The organism is Nitrospirota bacterium, assembly GCA_004296885.1.
GTDB lineage: Bacteria > Nitrospirota > Nitrospiria > Nitrospirales > Nitrospiraceae > SYGV01.
Genome location: SCVN01000005.1, coordinates 1 through 26,979 on the forward strand (window position 1 = coordinate 1; position 26,979 = coordinate 26,979).

Here is a 26,979-nt window from a genome sequence, read left to right on the forward strand (position 1 = left end):
GGCCGGCGAGCCCAGGATCAGGCTCTTGGGCGGCACGATGGTGCCCTCGGTGACCAACGCCCCGGCCCCCACCACGCAGTCCTCGCCGATCACCGCCCCGTCCATGATGATGGCCCCCATGCCGATCAGGACCCGGTCCTTGATCGTGCAGCCGTGCAAGACCACATGGTGCCCGATCGTCACGTCGTCTCCGATGATCAAGGGATGGGTATCATGCGTCACGTGCAACATGCACAGGTCCTGCACGTTGGTCCGGTGGCCGATCCGGATGTAATGGACGTCGCCGCGGACGACCGAATTGAACCAGACGCTGGATTCCTCGCCGAGGACCACATCGCCGACGATGACCGCGGTGTCTTCGACGAAGGCGGATTTGGGGATGGTCGGCTTGATGCCTTGGTAGGTGCGGATCATGGCGCTACTGTAGCGGGAGCTTCGACGGCGAATCAAGTCCGTTGGCTGGCTCCGGAAGAGAAAAGAGGAGGTGGGGGTTCGACCAGGGACAATCGAAGCCCCGCCTCGAGCCCGGATCATCGAACCGCGTGTAATGATCCGGGCTAAGCCCCCATCGGGGTTATGTCCCTCACACCTTCACGGAGATGAAGAGGGCTGCGCCATGGCGGTTGACCAACAAGAGGATGTGCTGATCCTTCTTGAGCCCCGACGCGATCTTCTCGAAGTCCTGCACCGACTTGACCGGCTGTTTGTTGATCTCGCGGATCACGTCGCCCTGGGCGATCCCCGCGCGGGCCGCCAAACTGTCCGGCTCGACCCCGACCACGAGGACGCCCTGGGTCTTGCCGGACAGGCCCAGGTCTCGGGCCGTCCTGGGATCGAGGCTCTGGACGTCGAGCCCCGCCAGCGCATGGTCCGTCGTCCGTTCCGAGGCGGCCACTTTGACGGCTCCCGGCTGCTCCCCGACCGTCACGGTCAGGTCCATCGCCTTCCCGTTCCGTACCACCTGCACCGGAACTTTGGTGCCGACCGGCGTCCGGGTGACCTTGCGCTGCAGGACGACGGCGTCCTCGATCGGCGCACCTTGATAGCCGACGATCACGTCTCCTTGCTTGAGGCCCGCCTGCTCGGCCGGGCTGTCTTCGGCGACGTTGCTGACCAGCGCGCCCTTTGCTTCCTTGAGGTCGAACGATTGAGCCAGCTCCTGGTTCAGGTCCTGAATGCCGACGCCCAGGTAGCCCCGCACGACTTTGCCGGTCGCCACGAGACTGTCGTAGACCGGCCTGGCCATGCTGACCGGCACGGCAAACCCGACTCCCTGATAGCCGCCGGTCTGCGAGATGATGGCCGTGTTGATGCCGACCAACTCACCGGCTTGGTTGACCAGGGCGCCGCCCGAATTGCCGGGATTGATGGCCGCATCCGTCTGGATGAAATCCTCATACTGCGTGATGCCCATCCGGCCACGCCCGAGCGCGCTGACGATGCCGAGCGTGACGGTGGAATTGAGCCCGAAGGGGTTGCCGACCGCGAGCACATATTCGCCCACCTGCAATTTCGACGAATCACCCCAAGGCACAAAGGGCAGGTCGCGCCCATCCACCTTGATCACGGCCAGATCGGTCTTGGGATCGGTCCCGACGATCTTGCCGCGAAACTCCCGCTTGTCGGGGAGCGTCACGGCCAATTCCTGCGCTCCCTCCACCACGTGGTTGTTGGTGACGATGTATCCGTCAGGTGAAATGATCACGCCGGAGCCGACGCCACCGTGGCCATCCCCATGACGCTCGCCGGGAGGGACAGGCCCGCGCGGCCGTCCGGGATGGCCAAAAAACTCTTCCATCTGATCGCGCAAGTCGGTCTCGCGCCCGCGGCTCGTGCGTGAGGCGGTCGCCGTGATGTTGACGACGGCCGGCGTGACCGACTTGGCGATCTGGGCGAACCCGTTGCCTGCAACCGGGCTGGGCTGGCTTGCCTGAACCGTCGCGGCGACGAGTTGAGATCCGGTGTTGGAAGCGTGGGAGGCGGGCATGTACTCGCCGACCAAGAATCCAACGGCGATGAACACGGCGATTGCAGGTATCAATCCAGAAAGACGGCTTGCGAGATGGCGGCTCAATGGGGCATTCATGTGAAACCTCCTTATGGCTGATGCATCTTCGAGGCCGGGTGGTGCCGGATGTGTTTGCCTCGTTGAGCAGGAGGATAGCAGCCGAGGATGAGACGGAGGTTAAAGCAGGGTTAGAAGTTTCTAATGGATTGGTGCGGGAGCCAGTGGGAGGATCACCGTGAAACGCGAACCTTTACCGACGGTGCTTTCGACCTCGATGCGGCCCTTGTGGCTCTCGACAATCCATTGGCAGATGGCCAGGCCCAAACCTGTGCCTTTCTTGGAATGAGCCCTGGCTGTATCGGTCCGGTAAAACCGGTCGAAGATGCGGGCCTGTTCTTCGGGGGGAATGCCGATGCCGGAGTCCGCCACTGTCAGCCGCGCTTCTGTTCGATCCTGGGTCAGCCGTAACTCGACCGTCCCGCCTTGCCTGGAATAGGCCACGGCGTTGTCCACCAAGTTGAGGAGCAACTCCCGCAGCCGCAGTTCGTCTCCCAGGACGGTGACCGGTTCCAGCGGACCGGCGGTCACCTGGATCTGACGGTCTTGCCCCAGCACCGAGGCCTGTTGCTGAATGTCTTGGAGCAAGGTATCCAATCTGACCGGGGCCGACTGCACCGGTACTTGCCCGAGATCGGCTCTCGACAAAAACAGGAGATCGTCTACGATGCGGCTCAACCGGCCGATTTCTTCCAAACTGCTTTCCAGCACGATTCGGTAGTCCTCGGCAGACCGGGGGCGGCGCAGGGCCAGCTCCGTTTCCCCCCGCATCACGGTCAGGGGCGTCCGCAACTCGTGGGAGGCGTCGGCGCTGAAGCGACGCACTTGCTGGAAGGAGGCATCCAGCCGCGCGATCATCTTATTGAAGGTCGCTACGAGCCGGCCGATCTCGTCCTGAGACGGAGGAATGGTCAAACGTTGGCTCAGGTCCCCGCCGGCAATCCGTTCCGCCGCCTCGGTGATCGCTTCCACGGGCCGCAGGGCCCGGCCAGCCAGGAACCAGCCTCCGGCCAGCGCCACCAGCAAGGCGAAGGGCGCCGCTATCAGAAAGACCTCCAACATCCGGCGCAACGTATGGTCCACCGGGTGCAGGGAGGTGCCGACTTGCACGATGTTGACCAGGAGGCCGCCGCGGCGGATCGGGACCGATAGAATCCGAATCGGCGATTCGCCCTTGAACCTTGCGGACTCGAGCGTGGCTTGGCCGGCGAGGGCCGCCTCCAGCGCGGCCCGGCTCAGGGGGATCTCGTGCCGTCTCACATTGGGGGACTGGATGGTGACGCGGCCGGCCGGGCTGAAGATTTGAAAAAACTTGTCCAGGACCGCCAGCTCGGGGAACTCGGCGGCCAGGTCTTCGAACGGCAGCGTCGGGCCGACCCCGTGCAGTTCCAGGGCTTGAACCGCCACCGCCGCGGCCTGCTCGAGCGACCGATCGATTTGCTCCCGCAGGTCACGGGCCATTACCCCATAGAGCAGGGCGGCGAAGAGAACCAGACTCAGAGCCAGGGCCGAGCCGTACCAGAACGAGAGGCGCGCGCGAATGGAAACGGTTCCGCCCATCGTGTTCGCTGCCCCTTCCTGTGAGTCATTCGGCTGAAGGCTGAAAGCTGTCAGCTCTCAGCCTTCAGCACGTAGCCGCTGCCTCGGACGGTCTGGATCAAGGCGCGCTTCTGCCCCCGGTCGATCTTGTTGCGGAGATAGTTCATATAGACGTCGATCACGTTGGTAAAGGTGTCGAAGTCCTGATTCCAGACATGCTCGGAGATCATGGGGCGTGTCAGCACGCGCCCGGCGTTGCGCATCAGATATTCCAACAAGGCATATTCCTTCGCGGTCAACTCGATCCGCTGCCCTCCGCGCGTCACTTCGCGGGTCGCGGGATTCAGCGCCAGATCGTCCACTTGCAGGATGCCGGCCGATTCCCCGGCCCCCCGCCGCAGCAGGGCCCGGACGCGGGCCAGGAGTTCGTCGATCGCAAAGGGCTTGGTCAGGTAATCGTCGGCGCCGGCATCCAGTCCCTTCACCTTCTGATCCACCTTGGAGAGGGCGGTCAACAGCAGGACCGGGGCCTTGATGCGGGCATTGCGGAGCCCTTTGAGGACCTCCAGACCGGTCATGCCCGGAAGCATGATATCCAGGACGATCAGGTCATAGGCGCCGCTTTGTCCCAGGTCCAGACCGGTGGGCCCATCGCTGCAGACGTCCACCGCGTAGCTTTCCTCCTCCAGCGCCTTCCTGATGAACGACGCGACTTTGGCTTCGTCTTCAACGACTAAAATTCTCATCGTAGGCTGCTGAAAATGCCCTCCGGCTTTGTTCTCAGTCGCTCCCCCCCCTCAACGTACTTCCCCAGTATGTCTCGGGGTTCTCGCTCCCTGCGGTCTTGCTGGACGGCATTTTGAGCAGCCTGTCGGGCAACCCCGTCCTTCAGCGGCCATCGCAGAGGCCATCGCGCGTAGCTCCAAATGTCTTATCTCTCATAGCCTACTTCGGTGGAAAGCGGGTGATCGTCACCGGAATGTGAGAGATCGCCGGACCGTCAGGTGTCCGGCGCGCCAGGGAATGCTTCAGCCAGGCTGCGTCGTTGCGCGCGGGGAAATCGGACCGGTAATGGGCGCCCCGGCTCTCCTCGCGCGCCAGCGCTCCTGCCACAATCGTTTCCGCGATGTCCACGAGCGACTGCAATTCCAGCGCATGGATGAGGTCGGTGTTGAAGACCCTGCCGCGATCCTGCAGCGACACCTGCGCGGCGCGGGCTTGCAGCGCGCGGACTTGTCCGAGCGCCTCGGTCATCGACTCCTTCGTTCGGAAGATGCCAAGGTTCAGGCTCATGACCTTCCCCAAGTCGTCCCGGACCTGCCAGGCCCGTTCCGGTCCCTTGTGGTCCATGAGTTGCCCGATCCTCCGTTCTTCGGCCCGCAAAGTGTGATCCGAAATCGCGCGTGGCGCAAGGCCGCGCAGGGATTCGGCGGCGCGCAGACCGGCCCGGCGGCCGAACACGATCGTTTCCAGCAGCGAGTTTCCGCCCAGGCGATTGGCTCCATGCACGCTGACGCAGGCACATTCGCCGGCCGCATAGAGGCCCGACAGCTCGGTTTCCCCCCATTGGGTGGCCTTGACGCCGCCCATCTGATAATGGGCGCCTGGTTGGACCGGAATCGGACTTTCCACCGGGTCCACCCCGGCGAATTCGATCGCCAGTTGCCGGATTTGCGGAAGCCGTTCCTGAATTTTCGCGCGCCCCAGGTGGCGCAAGTCCAGCAGGATGCAGCCGTCCATCCCGCGGCCTTCCAAGATCTCCCGCCCGATGGCCAACGAAACGGTCGAGCGGGGGGCCAGTTCCATCTGCTCCGGCGCGTAGGTCTTCATGAACCGTTCGCCCAGCGTATTCAACAAGTAGCCGCCCTCGCCTCGCGCCCCTTCGGTGATCAGGATGCCCGTGCTTTTGAGCGTGGTGGGATGGAACTGGACGAACTCCATGTCTTCGAGCGGCGCCCCGGCCCGGTAGGCCAGGGCCATTCCGTCGCCGGTGTTGATCACCGCGTTGGTGGAGGTCAGGAACACCCGCCCGCTCCCGCCGGCGGCCAGGAGCACGGCTTTCCCGACGATGGCGTGGAGCCCGCCGCGAACGAGGTCCCAGGCCACGACTCCGCGGCAGACCCCCTCCTCGACGATCAAGGAGGTCACGTACCATTCCTCGTAGACGAACACCTGACGTTTGAGCAGCTGTTCATACAGGGCATGGAGGATGGCATGGCCGGTCCGGTCGGCGGCATAGCAGGTGCGCACCGCCCCGGCTCCGCCGAAGGGCCGCTGCGCGATCCGGCCATGCTCGTCGCGGCTGAAGATGACGCCCAGACGCTCCAGGTCCAGGATGTCGCCTGGCGCTTCGCGACACATGGTCTCGATGGCGTCCTGGTCGCCCAAGTACTGGCTTCCCTTGGCCGTGTCGAAGGCATGGGCTTCCCAGGAGTCATGCTCGCCGAGCGCCGCGTTGATGCCCCCCTGCGCGGCGACCGAATGGCTGCGCACGGGATGGACTTTGGACAGAATGGCCACGTCCAGGTGCGGATGGGCTTCGAGCGCGGCCAGGGCCGCCCTCATGCCGGCCAGGCCGGCGCCGACGATGACCAGGTCGTGGACCTTCATGCGTCCAGGCTTGTCCGAAGGCTCGGCGCGGGAATAAATCTGCGGGATTTCATGGGCCTATGATGGCCCAACTCAGCCGGATTACGCAAGGCAACAAAGCCCCGGCTTTCCCTTCACGGACCTCGGTGGAGTATGGTATACCAGAGCCCGAACGTAGACGGAGCCGCCTTCCACCCAACCACCGTCAACCCGGGAGTCATGAGCCCACGATGAATCGCGCCGACTTGCTCAAGCCGACAGACCAGTTTCTCCACCGCCATCTCGGTCCGTCCGAGGTGGATATCCAACACATGCTGGCCACCCTGGGCCTCACGTCGCTGGACGCCCTGATCGACGCGACGGTGCCGGAGGACATCCGGCTGCGCAAGCCGCTGGCGCTCGGCGCGCCCTTGAGCGAACATGAAGCGCTGGCCGCCTTGCGTGCGCTGCATGATCGGAATCAGGTCTGCCGGTCCTTCATCGGGATGGGCTACTACGATTGCGTCACGCCCCCGGTCATTCAGCGCAACATTCTGGAAAACCCCGGCTGGTATACGGCCTATACCCCCTATCAGGCCGAGATCGCCCAGGGGCGGCTGGAAGCCCTGATGAATTTTCAGACCATGGTCTCAGACTTGACCGGCCTGCCTGTGGCCGGCGCGTCCTTGCTCGATGAGGCCACCGCTGCGGCGGAGGCCATGACGATGTGTTTGCGGGTCGCCCAGCACGAGGGCCGCACAGACCGGCACCGGTTCTTCGTGGCCGAGGACTGCCATCCCCAGACGATCGCCGTGATGCAGGGGCGGGCGATGCCGCTGGGCATCGTCCTGGAAGTCGGTCGGCCGGACGACACGGTCGTCGCCAGGCCGGATCTGTTCGGGCTCCTGCTCCAATATCCGGCGACCGACGGCGCGCTGATCGACCACCGCGGCCTCATCACGCGGGCGCATCAAGCGGGCGTGCTGGTGGTCATGGCCACGGACTTGCTGGCCTTGACGGTGCTCCGAACGCCCGGCGAATCGGGCGCCGATATCGCCGTCGGGTCCAGCCAGCGCTTCGGCGTCCCGATGGGCTTCGGCGGTCCCCACGCGGCGTTTTTGGCCTGTAAGCAAGAGCACGTCCGTCAGATGCCGGGGCGGCTCATCGGACTCTCCAAGGATGCAGCCGGGAAGCCGGCCTACCGCATGGCGCTGGCGACCCGCGAACAGCACATCAGACGCGAAAAGGCCACCAGCAATATCTGCACCGCGCAAGTGTTGCTCGCAATCATGGCCGGTATGTATGCGGTCTATCACGGGCCGGAGGGGCTGCGCCGGACTGCTGAACGGGTTCATGGCTTGACGGCGATGCTGGCGGACGGGCTGCGCCGCCTGGGTCACGGGATTGCGCACCAGGCGTTCTTCGACACGCTCAAAGTGACGCCGGCCGGCGCCTCTGCCGAGCAGATTGCGGTTCGTGCGACGGAGCGGCGGATCAACCTGCGCCGCTTCGAAGACGGGTCCCTCGGCATCGCGTTGGATGAAGTGACGACGGCGGACGAATTGACCGCCCTATTGGATTGCTTTGCCGGAGGCAAACCGCTGACGTTCACGCTGGGCGAGCTGGCCGCGAAGAGCGAGCGGTGCATCCCGCCGGCTTTGGCGCGGACCAGCCCGTTCCTCACGCACGAGGTGTTCCATCGGTATCACTCCGAGCACGAGATGCTCCGCTACATCAATCGATTGCAGGCCAGGGACCTCTCGATGATTCATTCGATGATCACGCTCGGGTCCTGCACGATGAAACTCAATGCGACCGTGGAGATGATTCCGGTGACCTGGAAGGGATTCGGTCGCATGCATCCCTTCGCGCCGGTCGAACAGACGCGCGGGTACGAGACGATGTTCCGGCAGTTGGAGGCTTGGCTGGCGGAGATCACGGGGTTTGCGGCCGTGTCGCTCCAGCCCAATGCCGGGTCCCAGGGCGAGTATGCGGGGCTCATGGTCATCCGGGCCTATCACCGGGCTCGCGGACAGAGCGGGCGGGATGTCTGCCTGATTCCGGTCTCCGCGCACGGGACCAACCCGGCCAGCGCCGTCATGGCCGGCATGAAAGTCGTGGCGGTGGCTTGCGATGAGCGGGGCAACGTGGACCTGGCCGATCTGGAAGCCAAGGCGGAGCAGCATCGCGATCGGCTGGCGGCCCTGATGATTACCTATCCTTCCACGCACGGGGTCTTCGAAGAAGGCATCCGCAAGGTCTGCGCCATCATCCATGCGCGCGGCGGGCAGCTGTATATGGACGGGGCCAACATGAACGCGCAGGTGGGCCTCTGCCGGCCCGGAGACATTGGCGCCGATGTCTGCCATCTGAACTTGCACAAGACGTTCTGTATCCCGCACGGAGGCGGCGGGCCCGGCATGGGGCCCATCGGGGTCGCGGCGCATCTGGCGCCGTTCCTGCCCGGCCATCCGCTCCGCGAGACTGGCGGAAGCCAGGCCATCAAGCCGATCGCGGCGGCGCCATACAGCAGCGCGAGCATCTTGCCCATCTCTTGGGTCTACATCGCGCTCATGGGCGGGGAAGGACTGACCCAGGCCACCAAGGTGGCGATCCTGAACGCCAATTACATGGCGAAGCGGCTGGAGAAACATTTCCCGGTCCTCTATGCCGGCGCGCGCGGATTTTGCGCCCACGAGTTCATCCTGGACCTGCGTCACTTCAAAGACCAGGCCGGCGTCGAGGTGAACGACATCGCCAAGCGCCTGATGGACTATGGATTCCATGCGCCGACCATGTCCTTCCCGGTCGCGGGCACTCTGATGATCGAGCCGACGGAAAGCGAATCCCGAGCCGAACTGGATCGCTTTTGCGAGGCGCTGATCGCGATTCGCGGCGAGATTCGGGACATCGAGGACGGGCGCGTGCCGCGCGACGATAATCTCTTGAAGCATGCGCCGCACACGGCCCAGACGGTGACGGCTGCCGATTGGAAACATCCCTACAGCCGCGAGCAGGCGGCGTTTCCGGCTCCCTGGGTGCGCGAATCCAAGTTCTGGCCTGCCGTGGCGCGAATCGACAATGCCTACGGGGATCGGAATCTGGTCTGTACCTGTCCGCCGATGGAACAGTACTAGCGGCTGCTGAAAAAGGTTCCCAACTTTGTTCTCGGTCGTCCGTCTGCGGCCGCGCCACGGGGAAGACGCGCGCTTTGCGCGCGTGGGGCGGGTGGGTGTGAATGAGACCTTTTTGAGCAGCCTGTGGAGTTTGAAGGCGGTGTATAATTTCCCAGCCATGCTTCTTGGATTAGCAAGAGGTGAAAAGATGCGCTGGTTGCGGGTCGGGATGATTGTTGCGGCTCCCCTCATTCTCTCCGGCTGCCACTATTATGAGGAGTTCCGGATGATGAAGGGCACGGCCGACATCCGGTCCGAAACGGCTGATCTGATCCGGGCCTACCGCGAGTGTATGGAGCGGTATGAGAAGGAGCCGGCAAAGGCACGCGAGTACTGCTCCGGTTACTCCCAAACTCTGCGCGAGATTCAGCCGGCCGCCATGGGAGCCGCCGGACGGGACTCTGGCAAAGAGAAACCCTAGATAGAAGGAGGCAGCGATGACGGCCAATGGATTGTTCGGCGTGGCGGTGTCGGCCATGCTGATGTTGTATGCAATCGGAGCCCCGGCGTTTGCCGCGGATCAGCCGATCGAGGACGGATCGAAAATTACGATCACGTCTCCCAAGGATGGCGACAGGGTTGGTGGCACCTTCGACCTCCAGTATGATTTGACCAAAGGCTCTCAGGCAGCCCATGCCCACGTCTATCTGGACGGTCAGTATCAGAAAGGCTTCGGCAGCACGTTCAAGGGGATCGCTCCGGGCAAGCATCAGATTACGGTGACCGGCGCGACCAAGGATCACAAGCCGGTTGCCGCGACGCAGACGATCATGGTCGAGGTCAAGTAGCGTTTCTCTACGACATGGGCGGGGCGTCGTCCTGACGACGCCCCGCCCCCCTTCCCCTCCACGCCAAGCATCGCAAAATTTCAACAACCTGAGCCGATGGCGTTCGCTCATGGTCGCGCCCTTGGCTTGTGCCGGCAAGGGTTGTATAGTGAAAACAGTGGGCGCGCGCAGAAAGGCAGGTGATGGCCATGGAGCATCTTCCTGATCTAAACCGCCGGGCGTTTCTGGTGAGGACCGGGCTCACGTTGAGCGCGGGGCTACTGTCCGGCGTTCTGCCCCCGTTGTCGCAAGCAACTCCCGCCGCCTCGTCGTCCAAGCTCGATACCTGGGCATCGGTGCGCAAGCAGTTCTTTCTCTCGCGAGACTTCATCCACATGACGGGTTTCCTGCTGGCCTCGCACCCGGCTCCGGTGCGTGCCGCGATCGAGCGGCATCGCCGCGGCCTCGACGAGAACCCGGCCCATTACTGGTTCGACAACGAGGAGAAGTTCGAGGCGGAGGTGCTGCGGGCTGCGGCCGAGTACATGGGCGTCAATCCCGCCGACATCGCCCTGACCGACAGCACGACCATGGGCCTGGGGCTTTTGTACGGAGGGCTGGCTCTGCGCGAAGGACAGGAAATTCTCACGACGACCCACGACCATTATTCGACACAGGTCTCCTTGCAACACCGGGCCGAGCGGACCGGCGCGTCGGTGCGGACGATTCCCCTGTATCAAGACCTGAAGACCGTCTCGAAGCAGGAGATCGTCGAGACCCTCATCCGGGACATCAGGCCGCAGACCCGCTATGTGGCCGTTACCTGGGTCCATTCGAGCACCGGACTCAAGCTACCGATCCGCGAGATGGCCGATGCGCTCGCCAAGGTGAACGCGTCTCGCGAAGAAGCCGACCGCGTGATCTTCTGCGTGGACGGAGTGCACGGGTTCGGCGCGGAGGACGTCACGATGGCGGACCTTGGCTGCGATTTCTTCATCGCCGGCTGCCACAAGTGGATGCTCGGTCCTCGAGGCACCGGGGTGGTCTGGGGCAAGCCAAGCGCCTGGCCCCTGGCCCAGGCGACGATTCCCACGTTCAACATGGAGGCCTACCGGATCTGGATGAAGGATATGCCCCCTCACGATGTCCCCACGTCGGCGATCATGACTCCCGGCGGGTTTCACTCCTTCGAGCACCGGTGGGCCTTGAACGAGGCCTTCCGGTTTCATCTGTCGATCGGCAAGGCGCGCATTGCCGAGCGCATCCATGCGCTGAACCGGCAGCTGAAGGAAGCGATGGCCCGCATGAAGCATGTGACGATCCGTACGCCGCTGGCGGAGGACCTCTCGGCCGGGATCGTCTGCTTCGAGATCGACGGCTTGAAACCGGAGCAGGCGGTCGCCCGCTTGCGCGAACGGAAGATCATCGCGAGCGAAACCCCCTATGCCGTCAAGTACGTTCGCTTGGCCCCAAGCCTCCTGACATCGCCGGAGGATGTCGAGAAGACGGTACGGGCGGTCAAGACCCTCACGAGCTGAAGCGTATGCGCGACCGGCGGGCGACGGAAGGGCAGAATCTCGACGTAGCTGCCTATGCGGCTCGTCTCGCCTATCGCGGCAAGCTCGATCTTTCCGTGGACACCTTACGTGGTCTCCATGAAGCCCATGCGTTCACCGTGCCCTTTGAGAACCTGGACGTGCATCTGGAGCGGCCGATTTCCCTCGACCCGTCGGTTCTCTTCAAGAAGATCGTTCAGGAGCGGCGGGGCGGGTATTGCTTCGAATTGAACGGACTCTTTGCGGTGATTCTGGAAACGCTCGGGTTCACCGTCCACCGGCTCATGGCGCGGGTGCTGTACGGCGCGGCCATGGTCAGACCGCTCAGTCACGAAGTGTTGCTGGTGGACGTCGAGGGGGCCCGCTGGATTGCCGACGTCGGCTTCGGTGGAAACGGGCTCATTGCTCCCTTCCCCCTCTGCGCCGGCCACGAAGAGCGACAGTACCAGGACCATTTTCGCCTGATCGGGCATGAGGACCGGAACAGGAGGACGTTTGCGCTCCAGTTCGAAACCCGTGGCACGTGGCATGACCTCTATGAGTTTACGCTTGAACCGTACCGGCCAGAGGATTATATATTGGCCAACTACTATCACTCGCATGCGTCGGATTCCCTCTTTGTGCAGCACGTCATTTGCACGAAACCGACCATCGAGGGTCGCGTGACGCTCCTCGATCGAAAACTCAAGGTTCGGACCAAAGGCGTGACCCAACACTCCACAGTGAACCTCCTCGACGATTTCCAGACGCTCCTGAAGGCCCACTTCGGGATCGAGCATGACGGGATCGCCGGGGGTGTCGCACGAACATGGGACCGACTTGGCGTCTAACTCCTCTCTCCTGGCGAAACCAGCCGGTCTGACACTCAGCTCATGGGAGCGCCTTGCCCATGCCTTCGAAGGAGAAGTCTGCGATATCGTCGCCGCCGATTGCCGGCAGGTGATCGGACGGGCTGTCGACGGTCTGCGCCGCGACTTCTCGCAAGCCACCCTGCTCGATCTGGGCTGTGGAATCGGGACGTTTATCCAGACCCATGGCCGCCGCTTCCGGTCCGTCTGCGGAGCCGATTTCTCGTCGAACATGTTGCGGTATGCGAAGCGCCGCTGCCAGGGCGTTCCCAAGGTGCGGTGGATGCAAGCCGACCTGAGTCAGATCGATCACGCAGCGATGCCGACCGGAGACGTGACGGTCTGCCTGAACGTCGTCACCTCTCCGAGCAAGCGGATCAGGAACAAGATGCTGCGGTCTCTGTGGAAGCTGACCAACGCCGGCGGCACCACGTTGCTCGTGGTGCCCTCGCTCGAGTCCACGCTCTTTGTACATCGCACGATCAAGCGGGACCAGCTAACGGGCGCCTCGAAACGCAAGCTGCTCTCCCAGGGCATTCTCATGTGCGACGGCGTGGCGCAAAAGTATTTCTCGAAACGAGAGGTACTCGACTCGATGCAGAAGGCGGGCTTCCGCAAGTGCACGGCCCGCCGCGTGTGGATTCCCTGGTCGGAAGAAGGGCTGGAGGACGGCCATCCGCGACTCAATGGGAAGGCGCTGCCCTGGGACTGGCTCGTCTTGGGGCACAAGTAGGAGATCGGGTGCCCGCTCCGCATTCCCCGGCGTGACGTGAGACGCGCTTAGCGTGCGACCGGAATTGAGAGGTCGGTGGACGCCCTGTTGGCATCCGGGGGCTCAAAGCCTTGCAGGAAGTTCACCAGCCCCTGTAGCAGCTTTTCGAAGCGGTGGAATTCTGCGGGATTATCGACGGCACGGATCAGCCAGGTGGAATTGATTTCCAGCTGGATGCAGGGCACGCCGTGACCGGACACCCATTTGGTGATCGTGTGATGGTGCCGGGCCGGGAAGTAATCGTTCGAGAAGTCCCGCACCCCCGCTCCGCGTAACGCATCCTCCAGTTGTCCCAGAACTTCCGCCCGCTCCAAGAGCGACTTGCCGCCCATCGTTCCAAAGTCCACCGCATAGGGTCGATCCGCATGCGATGTGTGTAAGTCGAGGACGAGAACCGGCTGGATCTCCTGGAGCAATTTCGACAGGGTCTCTTTAAACGTATTGTCGTCGTCGTAATTGGGGTCCGACGGACTTTCATACACGGTATAGATCGCCGTGGCGCCCGTCAGTTTGTGCAGCATGACGGCGAGGGACCCGGTGCCTCGGTCCGCCGCCTTGCGCGTCCCTTCTCTGGTCTGCGCGGTAGCATGGCCGGCCACGACCAGCACCGGCGACGTGCCCAAGTCGATGGCGAACCAGTTCTCTCCCGGGGGGGCCTTCACATCGTAGTACTGGGCAAAGGCCTTCTCGTGCTCGATGGTTTCCCTGACATGGTTCTTGGTGACGAGGATTTCGTGACCGGCTGGGGACTCGCGGCTTTGGGGAAGACCGGATTGGCATCCGGTCGAGCAGACACCCAGCATCGCGATGATGCAGAGCAGTCGTTGCATAGGCATCATACGGCCGTGCGGGGGCGCATGCCCCCTCCCCCAGGGACCTGGGGAAGGCGTTTCAGCAAGCTTGTTGCCGCAGGTACACCGACTGGAGCCCCACGATCGTTTTTCCGTCGCGAATGGTGCCGTCCTGGATCAACGCCATGGCTTTTCCCAGCGGCATCTCGGCGATCTCCAGCACCTCGTCTGGTTCCAGCCGCTGCTTGCTTGGGGACAGATCGGTTCCCAGGTAGATGTGGATGACTTCGTCGGCGAATCCCGGGGCTGTGAAGATGCTGGCGAGGAGTTCGAGCGACCCGGCCCGGTAGCCGATCTCTTCTTCCGTTTCGCGCGCGGCGCAGAGGATGGGGGCCTCGCCCGGGCTCAACTTGCCGGCCGGGATTTCATAGATGAACCCGCCGGCGGCATGACGGAATTGCCGGACCAGGACGACGGTCCCGTCGTCCTTCAGCGGCACCACGGCGGCGGCGCCTGGGTGGCGGATCGTTTCCAGCTCGACAGTGGCTCCGTTGGGCAAGGTGACCGTGTCCAGGTTCAGCGTCACCACCCGTCCCGTATAGATGTTCCTGGTCACCCGGCGCTACTTCCTTTTGTAAAAAGGCAGCTTCACGACGACGGCCGGATGCACACGGCCCCGGATGTCAATCTGAAGCGGAGTGCCCGGTGCGCTGAGCTTCGCCGGGACATAGCCCAGGCCGATGCCTTTCTGCAAGCGGGGCGACAAGTTGCCGCTGGAGACGAGGCCGACGTCCTGCCCGTCCGACAGGATTGTCATCCCATGGCGGGGCACGCCTTTTTCGAGCAATTCAAACCCGACCAGGCGCTTGGCCGGACCGGTCGCTTGCTGCTCCTGCAGAGCCCGGCTGCCGATGAACTCTCCTTTGGTGAAATCCACGGTGAACGCCGCGCTGGCTTCCAGCGGCGTGGTCTGCTCGTCGATATCGTTCCCGTACAGGAGGTATCCGACTTCCAGGCGAAGCAAGTCGCGGGAGCCCAAGCCGCAGGGTTTGAGGCCGGCGGACGCGCCGGCCTTCATCAGCGCATCCCAGACCGTCTTGGCCGACGGCGAGGGCAGGTAGAGTTCGTAGCCGACTTCGCCGGTGTAGCCGGTTCGGGAGACGACGCCGTGGGCTCCCAAGACATCGGTTTCCAGGCATTGCCGCGGCTTCAGCGTGTCGGCCGCGGGACACAGGGCCATCAGGATGGACGGGGCCTGCGGCCCTTGCAGCGCGATCTGCGCCAGCTCGTCGCTCTCGTCGCTGAGGCGCACGTCGCCCTGCGGCGCCTTGGCGCAGAACCAGGCGAAGACCTTGTCGCGGTTCGAGGCGTTGATGCAGAGGAGGAACCGGGTGGTGGTCAGGCGATAGATGAAGATATCGTCCATGATCCCGCCGGTTGGGTTGCAGACCATCGAGTATTGCGCGGCCCCCACCGCCAAGGGTGCGACGTTGCTCGTCACGACCTTCTGCAGGAAGGCCAGCGCATCGCGGCCCTCCACCGTGAAGCGACCCATGTGGCTCACGTCGAAGAGCCCCGCGGCGGTGCGGACGGTCTGGTACTCGTCCACGACGCCCGAATATTGGATCGGCATCTCCCAGCCGGCGAAATCCACCAGCTTGGCGCCGGCCGCGACGTGTCTGTCATAGAGTGGTGTTCGTTTCATCATCCCCCTACCGTAATCCGAGCAGTTCGACTTCAAAGGTCAGCGTGGCGTTGGGCGGGATCACATTGCCGGCTCCTCGCGGGCCATAGGCGAGGTCCGGCGGGATGATCAACTTCCGCTTGCCGCCGATTTTCATCGTGCCGACCCCTTCATCCCATCCCTTGATGACCTGCCCGGCTCCGACGCGAAAGGAAAAGGGCTGGCCGCGATCCAGCGAACTGTCGAACTTGGTGCCATTGGCCAGCCAGCCTGTGTAGTGGACCGTGGCCTGGTCGCCCAACTCGGCTTGCCGGCCCTTCCCTTCCACCAGATCAATGTATTGGAGCCCCGAGTCGGTGGTGACTGCCGGGCCGCCCGCTGGCTTGTCCCCGGCCTTCTCGCCGGCCCCCGCCCAGGGGGCTAAGGCGAATGTTCCCAGAATGGCGGCGACGATCATCCACTGTGTCCTCATGCTGGTCCTCTCCCTTCGAGCAACTCATTCGCGCGTTGCCAGGGACCGGATCGAGCCCTGCCGCTCGATTCAGATCCCCGGTTCCGAGAACAGGGCCAGGCTGGCTGTGTAGCCATGCAGGAAATTGCTTCCGCCCACCGGGCCGATCTCCCCCTGCGCGAAGAACCCGGCCACCGGAATGTCGCCGGCCCGTTCCCGCAGCACGCCGACGTCGTGATGCGGCCGTCCGAACAGCCCTTGTCCTCGCCCGCAGCAACTGAAGAGAAGCGCCCCCAACGGCGGCTTCTCATGCCTGGTCCGATCCAGGGCGAGCAACAGGTTCAGGTCTTCGCTGGCCGATTTGGCATCGCGCAGGTGAAACTGGACGGTCTGGCCTTCCTGGACATGGTCCCCGATGGCCACGCTGCCCGAGCCGCGGTCGGCGCCGATCAGGTTGCGGATCAGGAAGTCGCCCCGCTCGAACCGCTCTCGATGCTCGTCAATGACGATGCCGACATGCAAGGCTTGGTGCGCCATGCGCCGCTCTTCGCCGGCCAGGGATTCAAACACGGCCTGAAGCCGGTCCAGCGCCGGCGCCCCGCCCAGCTCATGGATCACGTTCTGTTCCGACTTGGTCACGACATAGGGGGCCCCGATCGGCCGGCAGCCCTGCGACACGACGGTTCGGATGGAGACGGGTCCGGACAGGGCCACCCCGACGAGGCCTCCGTCGTGCACCTCGCCGTTCAAGAGCAGGCGATGGTCGCCCTGATCATGACCCCCTCCGGCCAGCCCGCCGATGGCTGCGGCTCCGGGCCAGCGATCGGCGAGCACCGAGAGCGCCTCCGTCATCGGCGTGGTGAAGGGATCGGCCAGCAGGATAAAGGTCGGCTGCTCGTCCTCCTCGCTGAGGTTGTCCGGCCAGCGGTCCAGGGCCGGGTCCTCCGCTCCTTCCGGCACGAAGAAGCGCAACGGCGTGGCCCGGACGCCCGGCATGCGGGCGGCCCAGAGGGTCACTGCGGCAGCCTCTTCGATCTCTTCCATCCCGGCGATGATGCCCTCCCCCGTACAGCCCAGGAGGACCGTCGGGGCCAACTCGGCCCGGACGGCGTCCGAGAGCGCGCCGGCTTGGTCTGCATACTGGATCGAGAAGAACAGAAAGGCCAGGTCCGCCGCCCCGCCGAGCCTTTCTCTCACCTGACGGGCGAGGGCCTGTCCGGCGGTTCCCGCATCCCGCTCACGCGAGACCGACGAGGCAAATCGCAACCCTGACTCCTGATCGTCCGGCATCCTGTTGTTCCTGGAATAAGCTGCTGAAGCAGGTTAGGTGACCAAGTCGGACCGTTCGCCCCGCTCGGTTTGGAGCTTCTTGTGGTACCGCCACAGATAGGAATGAAAGTCATCCAACTGCGCCAGCAGGTAGTGGAGTTCGGTCGGGTCCTGGGTTTCCAGCGCGCGGGTCATCCGGGTTTGCAGGAATTCGGCGAAGGCCTGGGTCTTCTCCAGAGCCGTCACCAGCTTCAGACCGCCACCGATTTGATATTCAGCCATGGTTCCTCATGTCGTACAAGAATCTCCCTGTTGCGGGGCACGCCGTGTCCACGGCAAGGATAGCCGCGCCTTCGCGCAAAAAGCAAGCGAGGGAAGTCGGTGCTTGCGCCCTACGGAGCAGGTCGGGCCGGCTGGCCGTGTCCGGTGCCCAGCAGGGCCCTGAGCCGACCGAGCGAAATGGCCTCCACGCGGCGGCCATCCCGTCCTTCCACGGTCACTGCCATGGTCAGCGCGTTGAGAATGGCCTCTTCCGTCGCCTCGACGGTTGCGGTAAAGAGCGGGTTGAGGTGGGTATCGGCCAGATGGGTCATGGTAAACGTCGGGTCTTTCGGATAGTGTGGAATCGTATTGCCGGTTGAAAAGGCCAAGATGAAATCCCCGCTCCCATGCCGCGCCGTTGAGCCGGTCCTGGCCAGGCCCAGCGCTGCCCGCTTGGCCAGGCGTCCGAGTTGGCGGGCCTCCAACGGGGCATCCGTGGCGATGAGGATAATGATGGACCCTTCCTGACCGGAGAGCCACGATTCGCGCGCCGTCAGCCGGGCCTCGTCTTCTTGGGGCCGCCGACTCTGTTGGGACTTGGAATCGTTGTCGTACAATTTTCCCACGGGAACTCCGGCCACAAGAAGTTCGTCCCGCCGGCCGTGATTGGCATTAACCAGGACGCCGATCGTGTAGCCCCCCTCCTCCGCCGGAAGCCGGCGGGACGAGGTGCCGATCCCGCCTTTGAAGCCGTAGGAGACCATCCCGGTCCCGGCCCCCACCGCTCCTTCCGTCACGGGCCCGTCTTTGGCCCCATCCAGCGCGGCGATCACATCCGCCTCGGACACATGCCGGCCCTGGCTGTCGTTCAGCCGGCTGTCGTCGCATTCGGCCACCAGGGGCGTGAGCGTGTCGTCGGTGATGCCGATGTCCGGGTACCGTTTGATCATCCAGCTCATGACCCCATTGGCCACGCGCGGGACGTTGAGGGTGTTGGTCAGCGCGATGGGGTATTCCAGGAACCCGGATTCCGCCACCCAAGCGAGCCCGGTCATCTCCCCGGTGCCGTTCAGCACGAACGAGGCGGCCGGCACCTTCTTGTGCCAGACGTCTTCCCGGGGAATGACCACGGTCAGGCCGGTACGCACCGGTCCCTCTCCCGGCTTCAGCACCCCCTGCCCCTTGATCAGCGTAACCTGTCCGACCGTCACGCCCGCGACATCGGTGATCGCGTTCAGGGGCCCAGGCTGGTATCGCCCGATCGCAATGCCCAGATCGCGGGCCCGGTGCCGTGGTTCTTCCGTTCCGGCCGGCCGGCCGCTGCCGGCCGTCGCGGCGGTGCCGGAGAGCAGGAGCAACATCGCAAGGAGCCCGGCCGACCAGCTGGCCCGATGCAGCCTGGCATGATCCGGTTGTGACATGGTCGTTCCCCCCATCGGTTCAGTCCCGTGCACCCCCGACATGATCCAGCCTGGCCTTGCAGACAGGACAGTGCTCGAGCGCCGCCAGGTCAATGACCCACGAACTATGCGGCCGGCTGGCCACCATGGTCCACACCAGCTTGGCCGAACAATGGGGGCAACGGAGCGCGGCCGTGAACCAGACGAACGTGGCCGCGCCGAGAAAGAGTCCGCAAGCGGCCAAGGCCATGAACAGGCGGCCTCCCGAGGTGAGCGAGAAAAACGCCGCGGTCAGGAGGCCCAGGGCTCCGGTAAATCCGGCGACGGTCACGTAGAGCTTCCAGGCCTGGCCGGTGGCGATGATCCAACTGGAGGCTCCTCGGCTCATGCCAGGCTTTCAGATTTCATGGGTCGAGTCTGGCTCCGGCACCGTGACCTCGATCCCCGGATGCTCGGAGCGGATCGCCGCGGCCAGCGAGAAGGACTGCTTCTCTTCCCCATGCACTACGAAAATCTTGTCCGGCGCAGGCGTGATGGCCCGGACATAGGCCAGGAGATCGTTGCGGTCCGCATGGGCCGAGAGCCCGTTGAACCGGACCACTTGCGCGCGCCGAGGGGTTAAGACGCCGAAGATCGGGACCGTCTCCCACCCTTCAACGAGTTTCCGGCCCAGGGTGTGCTCGGCCTGAAACCCCACGATGGCGATTACATTGGCTTCGTCCTGAATCGCATGTTTGAGGTGATGGACGACGCGGCCTCCTTCGCACATCCCGGAGGCTGCGATGATCACGCAAGGGCCCTTCATCGAGTTCAGGTTCTGGCTTTCCTGCACGGAGCCGACATAGTGGATATAGCGGGCGATAAAGGGATCTCCCTCCGAGGTGAGGGCCCGGTACGTCTCCTCGTCGTAGCATTCCGGATGTCGGCGGAAGATCTCGGTGGCGCGCAGGGCCATGGGCGAATCAATGTAGATCGGCAGCGGGTCGATCCGCCCTTCTTTCACCAGGTCCTTGATCCACATGACGATATCTTGCGTCCGCCCCACCGCAAACGCCGGCACGATGATCTTGCTCCGGTGGGCGACGGCGTGAGCGACCAGGGCTTGAGCTTTCGCCTTGGCCGCCTCGACGGTTTCGTCGTGGACCCGGTCCCCATAGGTGGATTCGATGATCAGGACGTCGCAAGGCGTGGGCGGTTCTGGATCGCGCAAGATCGGCATCTGTTTGCGGCCCAAGTCGCCGGTGAAGAGGATGGTCTTGGTCGAGCCGCCGGCGGTGGCCATGAGGCGGACCGCTGCGGACCCCAGAATATGCCCTGCGTCGTGGAAGGAGGCTTTCAGCCGGGGCCGCACCGACAGGACGTCACCGTAGCGCGTGCTCACAAAGCGTCGAACGATGTCGCGGGCATCGTCGGAATCGTAGAACGGCCGGCGGCAGTCCTTGCCGCGCCGGCGCTCCTTCTTGTTCACGTATCGGCAATCGCTTTCCTGGATGTGGGCGGAGTCGGCCAACATCATTTCCGTCAGGTCCGCGGTGGCGTTGGTGCCGTGGACTTTTCCGGAGAAGCCGTACTTGGCCAGCGCCGGCAAGGCTCCGGAATGGTCGATATGGGCATGGGACAGCAGGACTGCGTCCACCGATTTGGGGTCGAATCCCAGATTCCTGTTCTGTCGCTCGGCCTCCTGGCGGCGGCCCTGGAAAAGTCCGCAATCCAACAGGACGCGGGTCCCTCCGGCTTGGACGAGATGCCGGCTGCCTGTTACGGACCGGGCTGCTCCATGGAAGGAAATCTTCATGGACGTGCCGGGCGTGGATTGGGCTGGGGTGTCTGGCTCGGGGATACTTGCTGGGCGCTCGCAATGATGTCCCAGACTTCCCGGGCCGTCTCCGCATAGTGGAGCAGGTGGAGGTCTTCCGGGCTGACCAGCCCTTCTTCGACCAGCATAGGCCAGTTGATCAGCCGTTCCCAGAAGGCACGGCCCACCAGGACGATGGTGATCCCGTGCACGGTGCCGGTTTGCAGCAAGGTCAGCGCCTCAAACAGTTCGTCCATCGTGCCGAACCCGCCGGGAAAGGCGACCAGTGCCTTGGCCCGGAGGAGAAAATGCATCTTGCGCAAGGCGAAGTAACGGAACTGAAAGCAGAGGGCCGGCGTGATGTAGGGGTTGGGCCGCTGTTCGTGCGGGAGTGTAATGTTGAGCCCCATGGACTTGGCCCCGACGTCCGCCGCGCCGCGATTGGCCGCCTCCATGATCCCTGGGCCCCCGCCCGTCACGACGACGAACTCGCACTCGCCGTTGACCTGGCATGAACTGGAGACCAGGCGTCCGAACTCCCGGGCTTCATCGTAGTAGGTCGACAGAGCGAGCTGGCGGCGTGCGATGGCCACCGAGCGCCGGCGGTCCGGATCGTCCGGCTGCTGGCGTAGCACCTCTTCTGCTTGGGCCAAGTGGCGCTGCGCTTCGGCCGGTTCGCACAGTCGCGCGCTGCCGAAGACCACGACGGTGGAACGGATCCCTTCGTCCTGCTGGATCAGTTCCGGCTTGAGCAGTTCGAGCTGCAGGCGCACCGGCCGCAACTCGTCGCGGCTCAGAAAATCTGGGTCTTTGTCGGCCCGGCGGTAGGAGGGAGATTGCAGTAACGCTTCGAGGAGCTTCTCTTCCTTTGAGTTGGGCTTACCCATAGGCGGCCTATTATAGCGGGGTGTTTCGGAAGGGACAACGTTGGGCCTGTTCAGAAAGGCCAGAAGACATAGCGACTGGCGTTGGCATGTTTGGAAAACGTGTAATACTTGGCGATCCAACGTTCGTCGAACGCCACTTCAAACATATCGATGCCCAGACCGCCTCCTGCCAGGATCATGTCGGCACTCTGCCCTTGAGACTGGGGAATGAACTGGAGAGCCCAGCCGTAATTGACCCGCGAATACTTGATATCGAGAAACTGATAGACGGCGATAGCCCCTCCGCCCTTGATCCCGATCAGTCGGGTCGGCGCCCCTAGTTCCTCGACGACATCCTTGAACGTCGTCCGGCCTTTCTGGATGAATGCAACTGTCTCCTGATTGATCGGATCGTTGATCGTCACGTGACTGATCACGATGCAGGCAGCCGTAGGTAGAACGCAGGCCGCGATAACCAGCGCGCGCCCCAATCTGCGGACGAAGAAATTGACGCAGGTTTCCATCAATCGACACCGCGGAATCGCCATCGCCCGACGCAAGGTCCGGCTAGGGTCTTATCTGCTTCTTGAATTCCTCCGAGGAGACCATGGCGATGATCTGATTCAGATTGGCTTTCAAGTCGCTCTGGACCCGCATCTCGAATCCGGCCATGTAGAACAACGCGGCCATGACCCCCCAATGCCCTTCCGTCACGTCTGCCCACAACTCTTTGCCATCGGGAGTCAGCACATGGAGGCTTAATCGCATTTTTCCCCAGCCAGCCGCCAGAGGATAGGGGAAAATAAACAAATTATTGCGCAAGTCATCAATCTGCACGACCACCACCGGGCCGGTCGCATCGCGCAGTCTATCGATCGTGGCCACCGAGTAGCCTGAAACCTCCAAGGCGGTCTTCACGCTCTTGGCGATGGCTCGATCCAGCCGCTCGTCTTCCGGCTTGACCTGCGGGCCGGGCATGAACAGGAAAAAATGCCTCCCGACTTGATCCCGTGGCTTGTCGCGAATATCCCTGGCTTTGGACAGCAACGTCACCTTGAGATTGGCCGGAGCCGCGGGCTTCGCCAAGACTTCATCCTCAACCCGAACCGAGACCGATGTCTGGCACCCGCCGAGCGGAACCATGAGCAACAGCCATCCGACAAGAACGAGTCTCACGATGTCATGTCTCCTTGCATGAGGTGCGGTCGGGTTCATCTCAATCGCCCCATGGCCAGAATTGAAACTCCTGCTTGTTCGTCCGTCTCCCGAATATCACGTCATCGACCAGGGCATCCTTGTTGAGGAAGACATAGAGGTCGTCGCTCACAACATACGTCCGGGCCATCGCGACCAAAGGAGCGAAGGCCATCACACGGACTTCGTACCGGTAATATTGCAGAATCTCATGGCTGTTGACTTCGACGATGCGGTCCGGTGCCCCGAGAATTGCGACCACATCGGCTCGCCGGTCGCCCTTCTTGATCAGCTGTATGTCTTCGTTGCGAAACTCGTCGCCCCACGCCCCTCGATTGAAAGAACAGCCACTGAGCAAGGCTACACCGAGGATCAAAGTGCCGAGGACGGCATTGATCCCGATGACTCCGGCAAGGCTCTGTCGCCCCATCGCCTCTCTCCTCCTTCCGGCCGGGCTGGCCATCTACAGCTTGCTCGCCCTGGCCCGTTTAGTCAGCATGAAGTCCTCTTCAAACACCTGATAGGTTGACGGCGATAGCCCCACCCGGTGATAGGCCTGCTGGGCCCCCTGGTTGTCTTTTTCCACGTACAGTCGCACGCCGCAGACGTCTTTTCGTTCCTTGGCTTCGCGGAGCACGTGCCGATGCATGGTTCGATAGACACCTTGGCGGCGCCAGTCCGGGTGGACATAGACGCTCTGAATCCACCAGAAGGTCGCGTTGCGCCAATCGCTCCATTCGAAGGTCACCATGAGTTGGCCGATGACGGTCGGGGTGGGCTGGTGCTGGACTTCGGCCACCAGGTAAAACCCCCGCGCCGGTTCGTCGAAGAGGGCCTTGGTGCCCTGGCGGAGCAACGTCTGGTCCAATTGCCGCCCCTCTGTTTCCTGCGCCATGGCCAGGCTGAAGTTGACAAGCCGATCCAGGTCGCCGACATGGGCCGGTCGGACCAGGAACCGCTCGTCACGGAGCGGCGACGTCATGGCTGCTCGGCCTTTCCCTGCAACTCGCCCACCGGTGAGCTTGCCTGGCTGAGCCAGCCAGGCAAGGGCCGATAGAGGCCGGCGGAAAACTCGAGCTTCATGGCGTCTTCGGGCGGGAGATTGATCGGGATAGCGTGTGTCCTCGGAACAAAGGCAAGATATCCGGTAAACGGATGGATCGCCGTGGGGACGAAGACCATCATCAGCTGTGTCAGCGGGACCACTTGGAGGACCGCCGGCGCCTCGCCCATGACGAATCCCAAGGCCCAGAGTCCGTCTCTGGGGAAGGGAAATACCACGACGGTGCTCCGGCTGAAGCGGGTGCGAAAGTTGAACAGATCGGTCATGCTCTTGAGGGTCAGGTAGATGCTGCGCACGAGCGGAACGTCCTGGATCTTGGCTTCGGCGAGTCGGACCAGCCGTTCGCCGAGAAAATGCGTAGAGACCAGGCCGGTGACGAGGATCAGGCCGAGGAGTGAGATCAGCCCGAGGCCCGGCACGTCGAACTTGGCGGCAGGTCCCAGAAGCGACGCGATCAGCCCGTCAATCGTCTGGAAGAGCGTGTGCAAAATCAGGTAGGTGCCGGAAGCCGGCACGAGAACCAGGAGGCCGGTGAGAAAGTAGCGTTTGAGCTGCCGCGTTCCGGTCATCGTCCTTCCCAAGCGCCAGGCCTGTTCAGGCGCGCATAGAACGTAGTTTAACAGATTCCCATGAGTCGTTCACGAGCGGAATCGGGCCGGCCAGATGTGACAAGCCTGCCGTTGTCGTCGGTTCTATTTCGGCTAGGTCAACGTTTTTTCCGTCGGACCGAGCTGCGCACTTGATCTTGGGCAAGGATTCCTCTACCTTACAGGCTTGTCAGGGCCGCCATTCGTTCGGGGCCTTCTTTCTGCAGCCAGGTGAGGGGTCTGAATAATGACGATGCAAGAGACTTCCAAAAAAGTGAACGTCGACAAGGAATTGTTGGCCATCCTCTGTTGCCCGGATACGAAGCAGGACGTGACGCTGGCGGACGACAGCCTGATCGCCTCGCTCAATGCCCGCATTGAGAAGGGTGAAGTCAAGAACAAGTCAGGCCAGCCGGTCAGCGAGAAACTCGATGGGGGGTTGATCCGGGCCGATAAGAAGATCCTCTATCCCATCAGGGAAGACATTCCCGTGATGTTGATTGAAGAAGGGATTCCGGTCGAAGGCCTCGCCTGACGCCGCCCGTTCTCGCCCGCCCGAGTTCTCGGCAGAGTGCCGAACACCAGTTTTTATCCGTGCCAAGCGCTCTTACGGTCTAAACAGCCGGGGGCCGCTTTGGTCCTGCTCCGTTTTGGAACCGGTCGACGTACCGCATTCCATGCAGAGGTATTCGTAGAGGCTGCCGGTCGGGAGAACCAACAGCAGCCGCTCGCGCGTGGGAGTGGCGCGCCGGCACTTAGGGCAAAACAGCAAAGAAGCGTTGAGGGATTCGTATTGCTCCGGTGCGGAGGGGGCGCGGTGGGTCACCGGCCGAGCTTGCCCCGGGTGGAACGGAGGTCTCGCGCCTCGGTTTGGGCCTCTGGGAGCTGGTGGACGCATGTGTCGGACTCTAACGAAACTGAACGGGAGGGATCACGCGGAGGTCCCGGCGTTGCCCCGCCCTTTCACGACCCACCAAATGGAACGGGTCAACTGAACGGCAATATAGACGGCGAGGCCGATCAGCAGGCCCCGCAGGCCGGCATTCTGCCAGGACCACAAGTCAGGCGCATGCAGGATCAGCCCCAGCGCAATGTGGCCCCCCAACCCCAGGCAGATCGCGAAAATGATCCATTCACGAACCATTGTCGGCGTTCCGTGAAATCACGTCAACGGCAGGGGCGCAAGCCGAATGATGCCGGTATCGAGGCTAGACGGAACTCTTGGCTGACTCAATCTCGGTGGCCGTAATGAGGCTCGCGAGGTAATCAGAGACGAAATTCAAGGCTTCTTCCCGGCCATCAGCCCGCCGCCCCTTCTCCCGCCGTTGCACGGAAAGCTCATGGTCCAGGTCGGATTTTACGTCGCCGAGCACCCGCTGCAGGGAGGCCGGCGTCAGATTTTCGTCCATATCTTCGAGTTCCTGGCAACGGTCGAGCACCCAGTTAAGCCCTTCGATTCTCCCGGCATAGTGCTCCTGATCGGCCAGGTCCAATCGGGCCATGGTGGTGGCGAAGGTCTGCGCCTCGTAGACCAGATTGTAAAAGCTCGTCACGGCGCGTTGTAAGGTCGAATTCATTGTGCCCTCATGAATGAAAGATGACAGTGAGCTCTCATTATACATGAGGGACAGGGTCCGGCAAGGGGTTTTTTTCTGGCGTCAGGTAAACAAAAGCGCGTTGAATTCGGCCATGAAGCCGTAGTAGAGCGGAGCGAAGTCCTTCAGGCTTTCCGGGCTCGTTTCTTTGAGGCGTTTGAAAAAGAAGACCTGATGGCGGGGATCCAACTGTTCCAGCACGTGTCCCAGTTGCGCCATGGTATAGCTGCCGGAGGGCACGCTCAGGACGTAATGCACCAGCCGCTCGACAAATTGCTGGGCTACGTAGTCACTCGAAAGGAATCCTTCCGGGATTTTCCCAGTTTCCAAGAACTCCTGAAAGGGCACCGCCTGGGCTGCAAAGGGAACCGAGGTTGGGGGCGAGCTGTCCATCCATTGCTCCGCAGGGGTGTGGTGGCGGTCGAGGATCGTCCCCACTCTACCCAAGGCAGGTCCGACCCGTCAAGCTTTCCGATGTGGCGCGGCGAGCTTGGGGGTGTTCGTGGGAGCGCAAGGTTCTTGCGCGCAGCCCATATCTATAAGGAGAAAGACAGGGAGTCCTTGCGGAACCCCTCGCCAAACGAAACGGGGAGGGGCGTAATGCCCCTCCCCGTCCCATGTGACTGAACCGGCTTAAGATTACAGCCAGTTCACGCGCTCGGCCGGCCGAATGTAGATCGGCTCTTCGACCTGGATACGGGCGACTTCCTTCCCCGACTTGTTGAAGCCCAG

At 63.0% G+C, this 26,979-nt stretch carries 30 protein-coding genes; 7 read left to right on the forward strand and 23 right to left on the reverse strand.

The annotated features are described in order from the left end of the window. The 5 genes from EPO61_03040 to EPO61_03060 form a co-directional block, all read right to left on the reverse strand. A partial coding sequence (locus EPO61_03040) for a gamma carbonic anhydrase family protein (GenBank protein ID TAJ10237.1) occupies positions 1-414 on the reverse strand: 414 nt, incomplete at its 3' end. A 169-nt stretch (positions 415-583) separates the two neighbouring features. After that, a complete protein-coding gene (locus EPO61_03045; GenBank protein TAJ10265.1) occupies positions 584-1,987 on the reverse strand; it encodes a DegQ family serine endoprotease in 1,404 nt (467 codons plus the stop codon). Between the two features lie 219 nt (positions 1,988-2,206). Next, positions 2,207-3,625 (reverse strand): HAMP domain-containing protein, encoded by a 1,419-nt coding sequence (locus EPO61_03050; GenBank protein ID TAJ10238.1) that lies wholly within the window; start codon positions 3,623-3,625, stop codon positions 2,207-2,209. A 50-nt stretch (positions 3,626-3,675) separates the two neighbouring features. Beyond that, positions 3,676-4,350, reverse strand: a complete 675-nt coding sequence (locus tag EPO61_03055; GenBank protein ID TAJ10239.1) for a response regulator transcription factor — start codon at positions 4,348-4,350, stop codon at positions 3,676-3,678. Positions 4,351-4,549: 199 nt separating this feature from the next. Next, a complete protein-coding gene (locus EPO61_03060; GenBank protein ID TAJ10240.1) occupies positions 4,550-6,214 on the reverse strand; it encodes an FAD-binding protein in 1,665 nt (554 codons plus the stop codon). Positions 6,215-6,423: 209 nt separating this feature from the next. On the opposite strand from EPO61_03060, the gene gcvP reads away from it, so the two are divergent. The 6 genes from gcvP (at position 6,424) to EPO61_03090 (ending at position 13,252) form a co-directional block, all read left to right on the forward strand. Continuing rightward, positions 6,424-9,309 (forward strand): glycine dehydrogenase (aminomethyl-transferring), encoded by a 2,886-nt coding sequence (gene gcvP, locus EPO61_03065; GenBank protein TAJ10241.1) that lies wholly within the window; start codon positions 6,424-6,426, stop codon positions 9,307-9,309. 187 nt (positions 9,310-9,496) lie between these two features. Then, positions 9,497-9,769, forward strand: a complete 273-nt coding sequence (locus tag EPO61_03070; GenBank protein ID TAJ10242.1) for a hypothetical protein — start codon at positions 9,497-9,499, stop codon at positions 9,767-9,769. Positions 9,770-9,785: 16 nt separating this feature from the next. Next, positions 9,786-10,136: a hypothetical protein gene (locus EPO61_03075; GenBank protein TAJ10243.1), complete on the forward strand. Its 351-nt coding sequence runs from the start codon at positions 9,786-9,788 to the stop codon at positions 10,134-10,136. Positions 10,137-10,324: 188 nt separating this feature from the next. Further along, positions 10,325-11,653 carry an aminotransferase class V-fold PLP-dependent enzyme gene (locus EPO61_03080; GenBank protein ID TAJ10244.1) on the forward strand — a complete coding sequence of 443 codons (1,329 nt, stop codon included), beginning with the start codon at positions 10,325-10,327 and terminating at the stop codon, positions 11,651-11,653. Between the two features lie 5 nt (positions 11,654-11,658). Then, the gene (locus tag EPO61_03085) at positions 11,659-12,501 is read left to right on the forward strand and encodes an arylamine N-acetyltransferase (GenBank protein TAJ10245.1); all 843 of its coding nucleotides are present in this window, start codon (positions 11,659-11,661) and stop codon (positions 12,499-12,501) included. Beyond that, entirely contained in the window at positions 12,449-13,252 is an 804-nt protein-coding gene (locus EPO61_03090; GenBank protein ID TAJ10246.1) for a class I SAM-dependent methyltransferase, read from the forward strand. Before EPO61_03085 ends, EPO61_03090 begins: the two co-directional genes overlap by 53 nt. A gap of 47 nt (positions 13,253-13,299) precedes the next feature. Here EPO61_03090 and EPO61_03095 read toward each other — a convergent pair whose 3' ends face one another. From EPO61_03095 to EPO61_03165, 15 genes are all read right to left on the reverse strand, one after another. After that, positions 13,300-14,121 (reverse strand): ketol-acid reductoisomerase, encoded by an 822-nt coding sequence (locus tag EPO61_03095; GenBank protein ID TAJ10247.1) that lies wholly within the window; start codon positions 14,119-14,121, stop codon positions 13,300-13,302. Between the two features lie 61 nt (positions 14,122-14,182). After that, the gene (locus EPO61_03100; protein ID TAJ10248.1) at positions 14,183-14,698 is read right to left on the reverse strand and encodes an NUDIX hydrolase; all 516 of its coding nucleotides are present in this window, start codon (positions 14,696-14,698) and stop codon (positions 14,183-14,185) included. A 6-nt stretch (positions 14,699-14,704) separates the two neighbouring features. Further along, positions 14,705-15,790 carry a glycine cleavage system aminomethyltransferase GcvT gene (gene gcvT, locus EPO61_03105; GenBank protein TAJ10249.1) on the reverse strand — a complete coding sequence of 362 codons (1,086 nt, stop codon included), beginning with the start codon at positions 15,788-15,790 and terminating at the stop codon, positions 14,705-14,707. A gap of 4 nt (positions 15,791-15,794) precedes the next feature. Then, positions 15,795-16,238: an FKBP-type peptidyl-prolyl cis-trans isomerase gene (locus EPO61_03110; GenBank protein ID TAJ10250.1), complete on the reverse strand. Its 444-nt coding sequence runs from the start codon at positions 16,236-16,238 to the stop codon at positions 15,795-15,797. 69 nt (positions 16,239-16,307) lie between these two features. Beyond that, positions 16,308-17,507 carry a hypothetical protein gene (locus tag EPO61_03115; GenBank protein ID TAJ10251.1) on the reverse strand — a complete coding sequence of 400 codons (1,200 nt, stop codon included), beginning with the start codon at positions 17,505-17,507 and terminating at the stop codon, positions 16,308-16,310. Positions 17,508-17,540: 33 nt separating this feature from the next. Further along, on the reverse strand, positions 17,541-17,768 hold the full coding sequence (locus EPO61_03120; protein TAJ10252.1) for a hypothetical protein: 228 nt from the start codon (positions 17,766-17,768) through the stop codon (positions 17,541-17,543). 110 nt (positions 17,769-17,878) lie between these two features. Beyond that, positions 17,879-19,108: a S58 family peptidase gene (locus tag EPO61_03125; GenBank protein ID TAJ10266.1), complete on the reverse strand. Its 1,230-nt coding sequence runs from the start codon at positions 19,106-19,108 to the stop codon at positions 17,879-17,881. 79 nt (positions 19,109-19,187) lie between these two features. Further along, the gene (locus EPO61_03130) at positions 19,188-19,535 is read right to left on the reverse strand and encodes a hypothetical protein (protein ID TAJ10253.1); all 348 of its coding nucleotides are present in this window, start codon (positions 19,533-19,535) and stop codon (positions 19,188-19,190) included. 9 nt (positions 19,536-19,544) lie between these two features. Next, positions 19,545-20,942 (reverse strand): MBL fold metallo-hydrolase, encoded by a 1,398-nt coding sequence (locus EPO61_03135; protein TAJ10254.1) that lies wholly within the window; start codon positions 20,940-20,942, stop codon positions 19,545-19,547. Beyond that, entirely contained in the window at positions 20,939-21,829 is an 891-nt protein-coding gene (locus EPO61_03140) for a TIGR00730 family Rossman fold protein (GenBank protein TAJ10255.1), read from the reverse strand. Before EPO61_03140 ends, EPO61_03135 begins: the two co-directional genes overlap by 4 nt. Positions 21,830-21,879: 50 nt before the next feature. Then, positions 21,880-22,356, reverse strand: coding sequence for a hypothetical protein (locus tag EPO61_03145; GenBank protein TAJ10256.1), 477 nt, complete (start codon positions 22,354-22,356; stop codon positions 21,880-21,882). 19 nt (positions 22,357-22,375) lie between these two features. Next, positions 22,376-22,984, reverse strand: coding sequence for a hypothetical protein (locus EPO61_03150; protein ID TAJ10257.1), 609 nt, complete (start codon positions 22,982-22,984; stop codon positions 22,376-22,378). Positions 22,985-23,024: 40 nt separating this feature from the next. Beyond that, the gene (locus tag EPO61_03155) at positions 23,025-23,432 is read right to left on the reverse strand and encodes a hypothetical protein (protein ID TAJ10258.1); all 408 of its coding nucleotides are present in this window, start codon (positions 23,430-23,432) and stop codon (positions 23,025-23,027) included. Positions 23,433-23,465: 33 nt separating this feature from the next. Next, the gene (locus tag EPO61_03160; protein ID TAJ10259.1) at positions 23,466-23,984 is read right to left on the reverse strand and encodes an N-acetyltransferase; all 519 of its coding nucleotides are present in this window, start codon (positions 23,982-23,984) and stop codon (positions 23,466-23,468) included. After that, positions 23,981-24,634 (reverse strand): DUF502 domain-containing protein, encoded by a 654-nt coding sequence (locus tag EPO61_03165; protein TAJ10260.1) that lies wholly within the window; start codon positions 24,632-24,634, stop codon positions 23,981-23,983. Before EPO61_03165 ends, EPO61_03160 begins: the two co-directional genes overlap by 4 nt. Positions 24,635-24,899: 265 nt before the next feature. On the opposite strand from EPO61_03165, the gene EPO61_03170 reads away from it, so the two are divergent. Next, on the forward strand, positions 24,900-25,187 hold the full coding sequence (locus EPO61_03170; protein TAJ10261.1) for a Trm112 family protein: 288 nt from the start codon (positions 24,900-24,902) through the stop codon (positions 25,185-25,187). Between the two features lie 396 nt (positions 25,188-25,583). Here EPO61_03170 and EPO61_03175 read toward each other — a convergent pair whose 3' ends face one another. The 3 genes from EPO61_03175 to EPO61_03185 all read right to left on the reverse strand — a co-directional run bounded on the left by EPO61_03175 (position 25,584) and on the right by EPO61_03185 (position 26,685). Further along, positions 25,584-25,796, reverse strand: a complete 213-nt coding sequence (locus EPO61_03175; GenBank protein ID TAJ10262.1) for a hypothetical protein — start codon at positions 25,794-25,796, stop codon at positions 25,584-25,586. A gap of 64 nt (positions 25,797-25,860) precedes the next feature. Further along, the gene (locus tag EPO61_03180; protein ID TAJ10263.1) at positions 25,861-26,229 is read right to left on the reverse strand and encodes a hypothetical protein; all 369 of its coding nucleotides are present in this window, start codon (positions 26,227-26,229) and stop codon (positions 25,861-25,863) included. Between the two features lie 81 nt (positions 26,230-26,310). Continuing rightward, complete coding sequence (locus EPO61_03185; protein ID TAJ10264.1) at positions 26,311-26,685, reverse strand: hypothetical protein; 375 nt, start codon at positions 26,683-26,685, stop codon at positions 26,311-26,313. Positions 26,686-26,979 lie beyond the last annotated feature (294 nt).

Bases quoted from the DNA above. Each gene is read 5' to 3' on its own strand.
- EPO61_03045 (TAJ10265.1), bottom strand. From the start codon at position 1,987: ATGCCCGCCTCCCACGCTTCCAACACCGGATCTCAACTCGTCGCCGCG.
- EPO61_03050 (TAJ10238.1), bottom strand. From the start codon at position 3,625: ATGGGCGGAACCGTTTCCATTCGCGCGCGCCTCTCGTTCTGGTACGGC.
- EPO61_03055 (TAJ10239.1), bottom strand. From the start codon at position 4,350: ATGAGAATTTTAGTCGTTGAAGACGAAGCCAAAGTCGCGTCGTTCATC.
- EPO61_03060 (TAJ10240.1), bottom strand. From the start codon at position 6,214: ATGAAGGTCCACGACCTGGTCATCGTCGGCGCCGGCCTGGCCGGCATG.
- gcvP (TAJ10241.1), top strand. From the start codon at position 6,424: ATGAATCGCGCCGACTTGCTCAAGCCGACAGACCAGTTTCTCCACCGC.
- EPO61_03070 (TAJ10242.1), top strand. From the start codon at position 9,497: ATGCGCTGGTTGCGGGTCGGGATGATTGTTGCGGCTCCCCTCATTCTC.
- EPO61_03075 (TAJ10243.1), top strand. From the start codon at position 9,786: ATGACGGCCAATGGATTGTTCGGCGTGGCGGTGTCGGCCATGCTGATG.
- EPO61_03080 (TAJ10244.1), top strand. From the start codon at position 10,325: ATGGAGCATCTTCCTGATCTAAACCGCCGGGCGTTTCTGGTGAGGACC.
- EPO61_03085 (TAJ10245.1), top strand. From the start codon at position 11,659: ATGCGCGACCGGCGGGCGACGGAAGGGCAGAATCTCGACGTAGCTGCC.
- EPO61_03090 (TAJ10246.1), top strand. From the start codon at position 12,449: ATGACGGGATCGCCGGGGGTGTCGCACGAACATGGGACCGACTTGGCG.
- EPO61_03095 (TAJ10247.1), bottom strand. From the start codon at position 14,121: ATGCAACGACTGCTCTGCATCATCGCGATGCTGGGTGTCTGCTCGACC.
- gcvT (TAJ10249.1), bottom strand. From the start codon at position 15,790: ATGATGAAACGAACACCACTCTATGACAGACACGTCGCGGCCGGCGCC.
- EPO61_03110 (TAJ10250.1), bottom strand. From the start codon at position 16,238: ATGAGGACACAGTGGATGATCGTCGCCGCCATTCTGGGAACATTCGCC.
- EPO61_03115 (TAJ10251.1), bottom strand. From the start codon at position 17,507: ATGCCGGACGATCAGGAGTCAGGGTTGCGATTTGCCTCGTCGGTCTCG.
- EPO61_03120 (TAJ10252.1), bottom strand. From the start codon at position 17,768: ATGGCTGAATATCAAATCGGTGGCGGTCTGAAGCTGGTGACGGCTCTG.
- EPO61_03125 (TAJ10266.1), bottom strand. From the start codon at position 19,108: ATGTTGCTCCTGCTCTCCGGCACCGCCGCGACGGCCGGCAGCGGCCGG.
- EPO61_03130 (TAJ10253.1), bottom strand. From the start codon at position 19,535: ATGAGCCGAGGAGCCTCCAGTTGGATCATCGCCACCGGCCAGGCCTGG.
- EPO61_03135 (TAJ10254.1), bottom strand. From the start codon at position 20,942: ATGAAGATTTCCTTCCATGGAGCAGCCCGGTCCGTAACAGGCAGCCGG.
- EPO61_03140 (TAJ10255.1), bottom strand. From the start codon at position 21,829: ATGGGTAAGCCCAACTCAAAGGAAGAGAAGCTCCTCGAAGCGTTACTG.
- EPO61_03145 (TAJ10256.1), bottom strand. From the start codon at position 22,356: ATGGCGATTCCGCGGTGTCGATTGATGGAAACCTGCGTCAATTTCTTC.
- EPO61_03155 (TAJ10258.1), bottom strand. From the start codon at position 23,432: ATGGGGCGACAGAGCCTTGCCGGAGTCATCGGGATCAATGCCGTCCTC.
- EPO61_03160 (TAJ10259.1), bottom strand. From the start codon at position 23,984: ATGACGTCGCCGCTCCGTGACGAGCGGTTCCTGGTCCGACCGGCCCAT.
- EPO61_03165 (TAJ10260.1), bottom strand. From the start codon at position 24,634: ATGACCGGAACGCGGCAGCTCAAACGCTACTTTCTCACCGGCCTCCTG.
- EPO61_03170 (TAJ10261.1), top strand. From the start codon at position 24,900: ATGACGATGCAAGAGACTTCCAAAAAAGTGAACGTCGACAAGGAATTG.
- EPO61_03175 (TAJ10262.1), bottom strand. From the start codon at position 25,796: ATGGTTCGTGAATGGATCATTTTCGCGATCTGCCTGGGGTTGGGGGGC.
- EPO61_03180 (TAJ10263.1), bottom strand. From the start codon at position 26,229: ATGAATTCGACCTTACAACGCGCCGTGACGAGCTTTTACAATCTGGTC.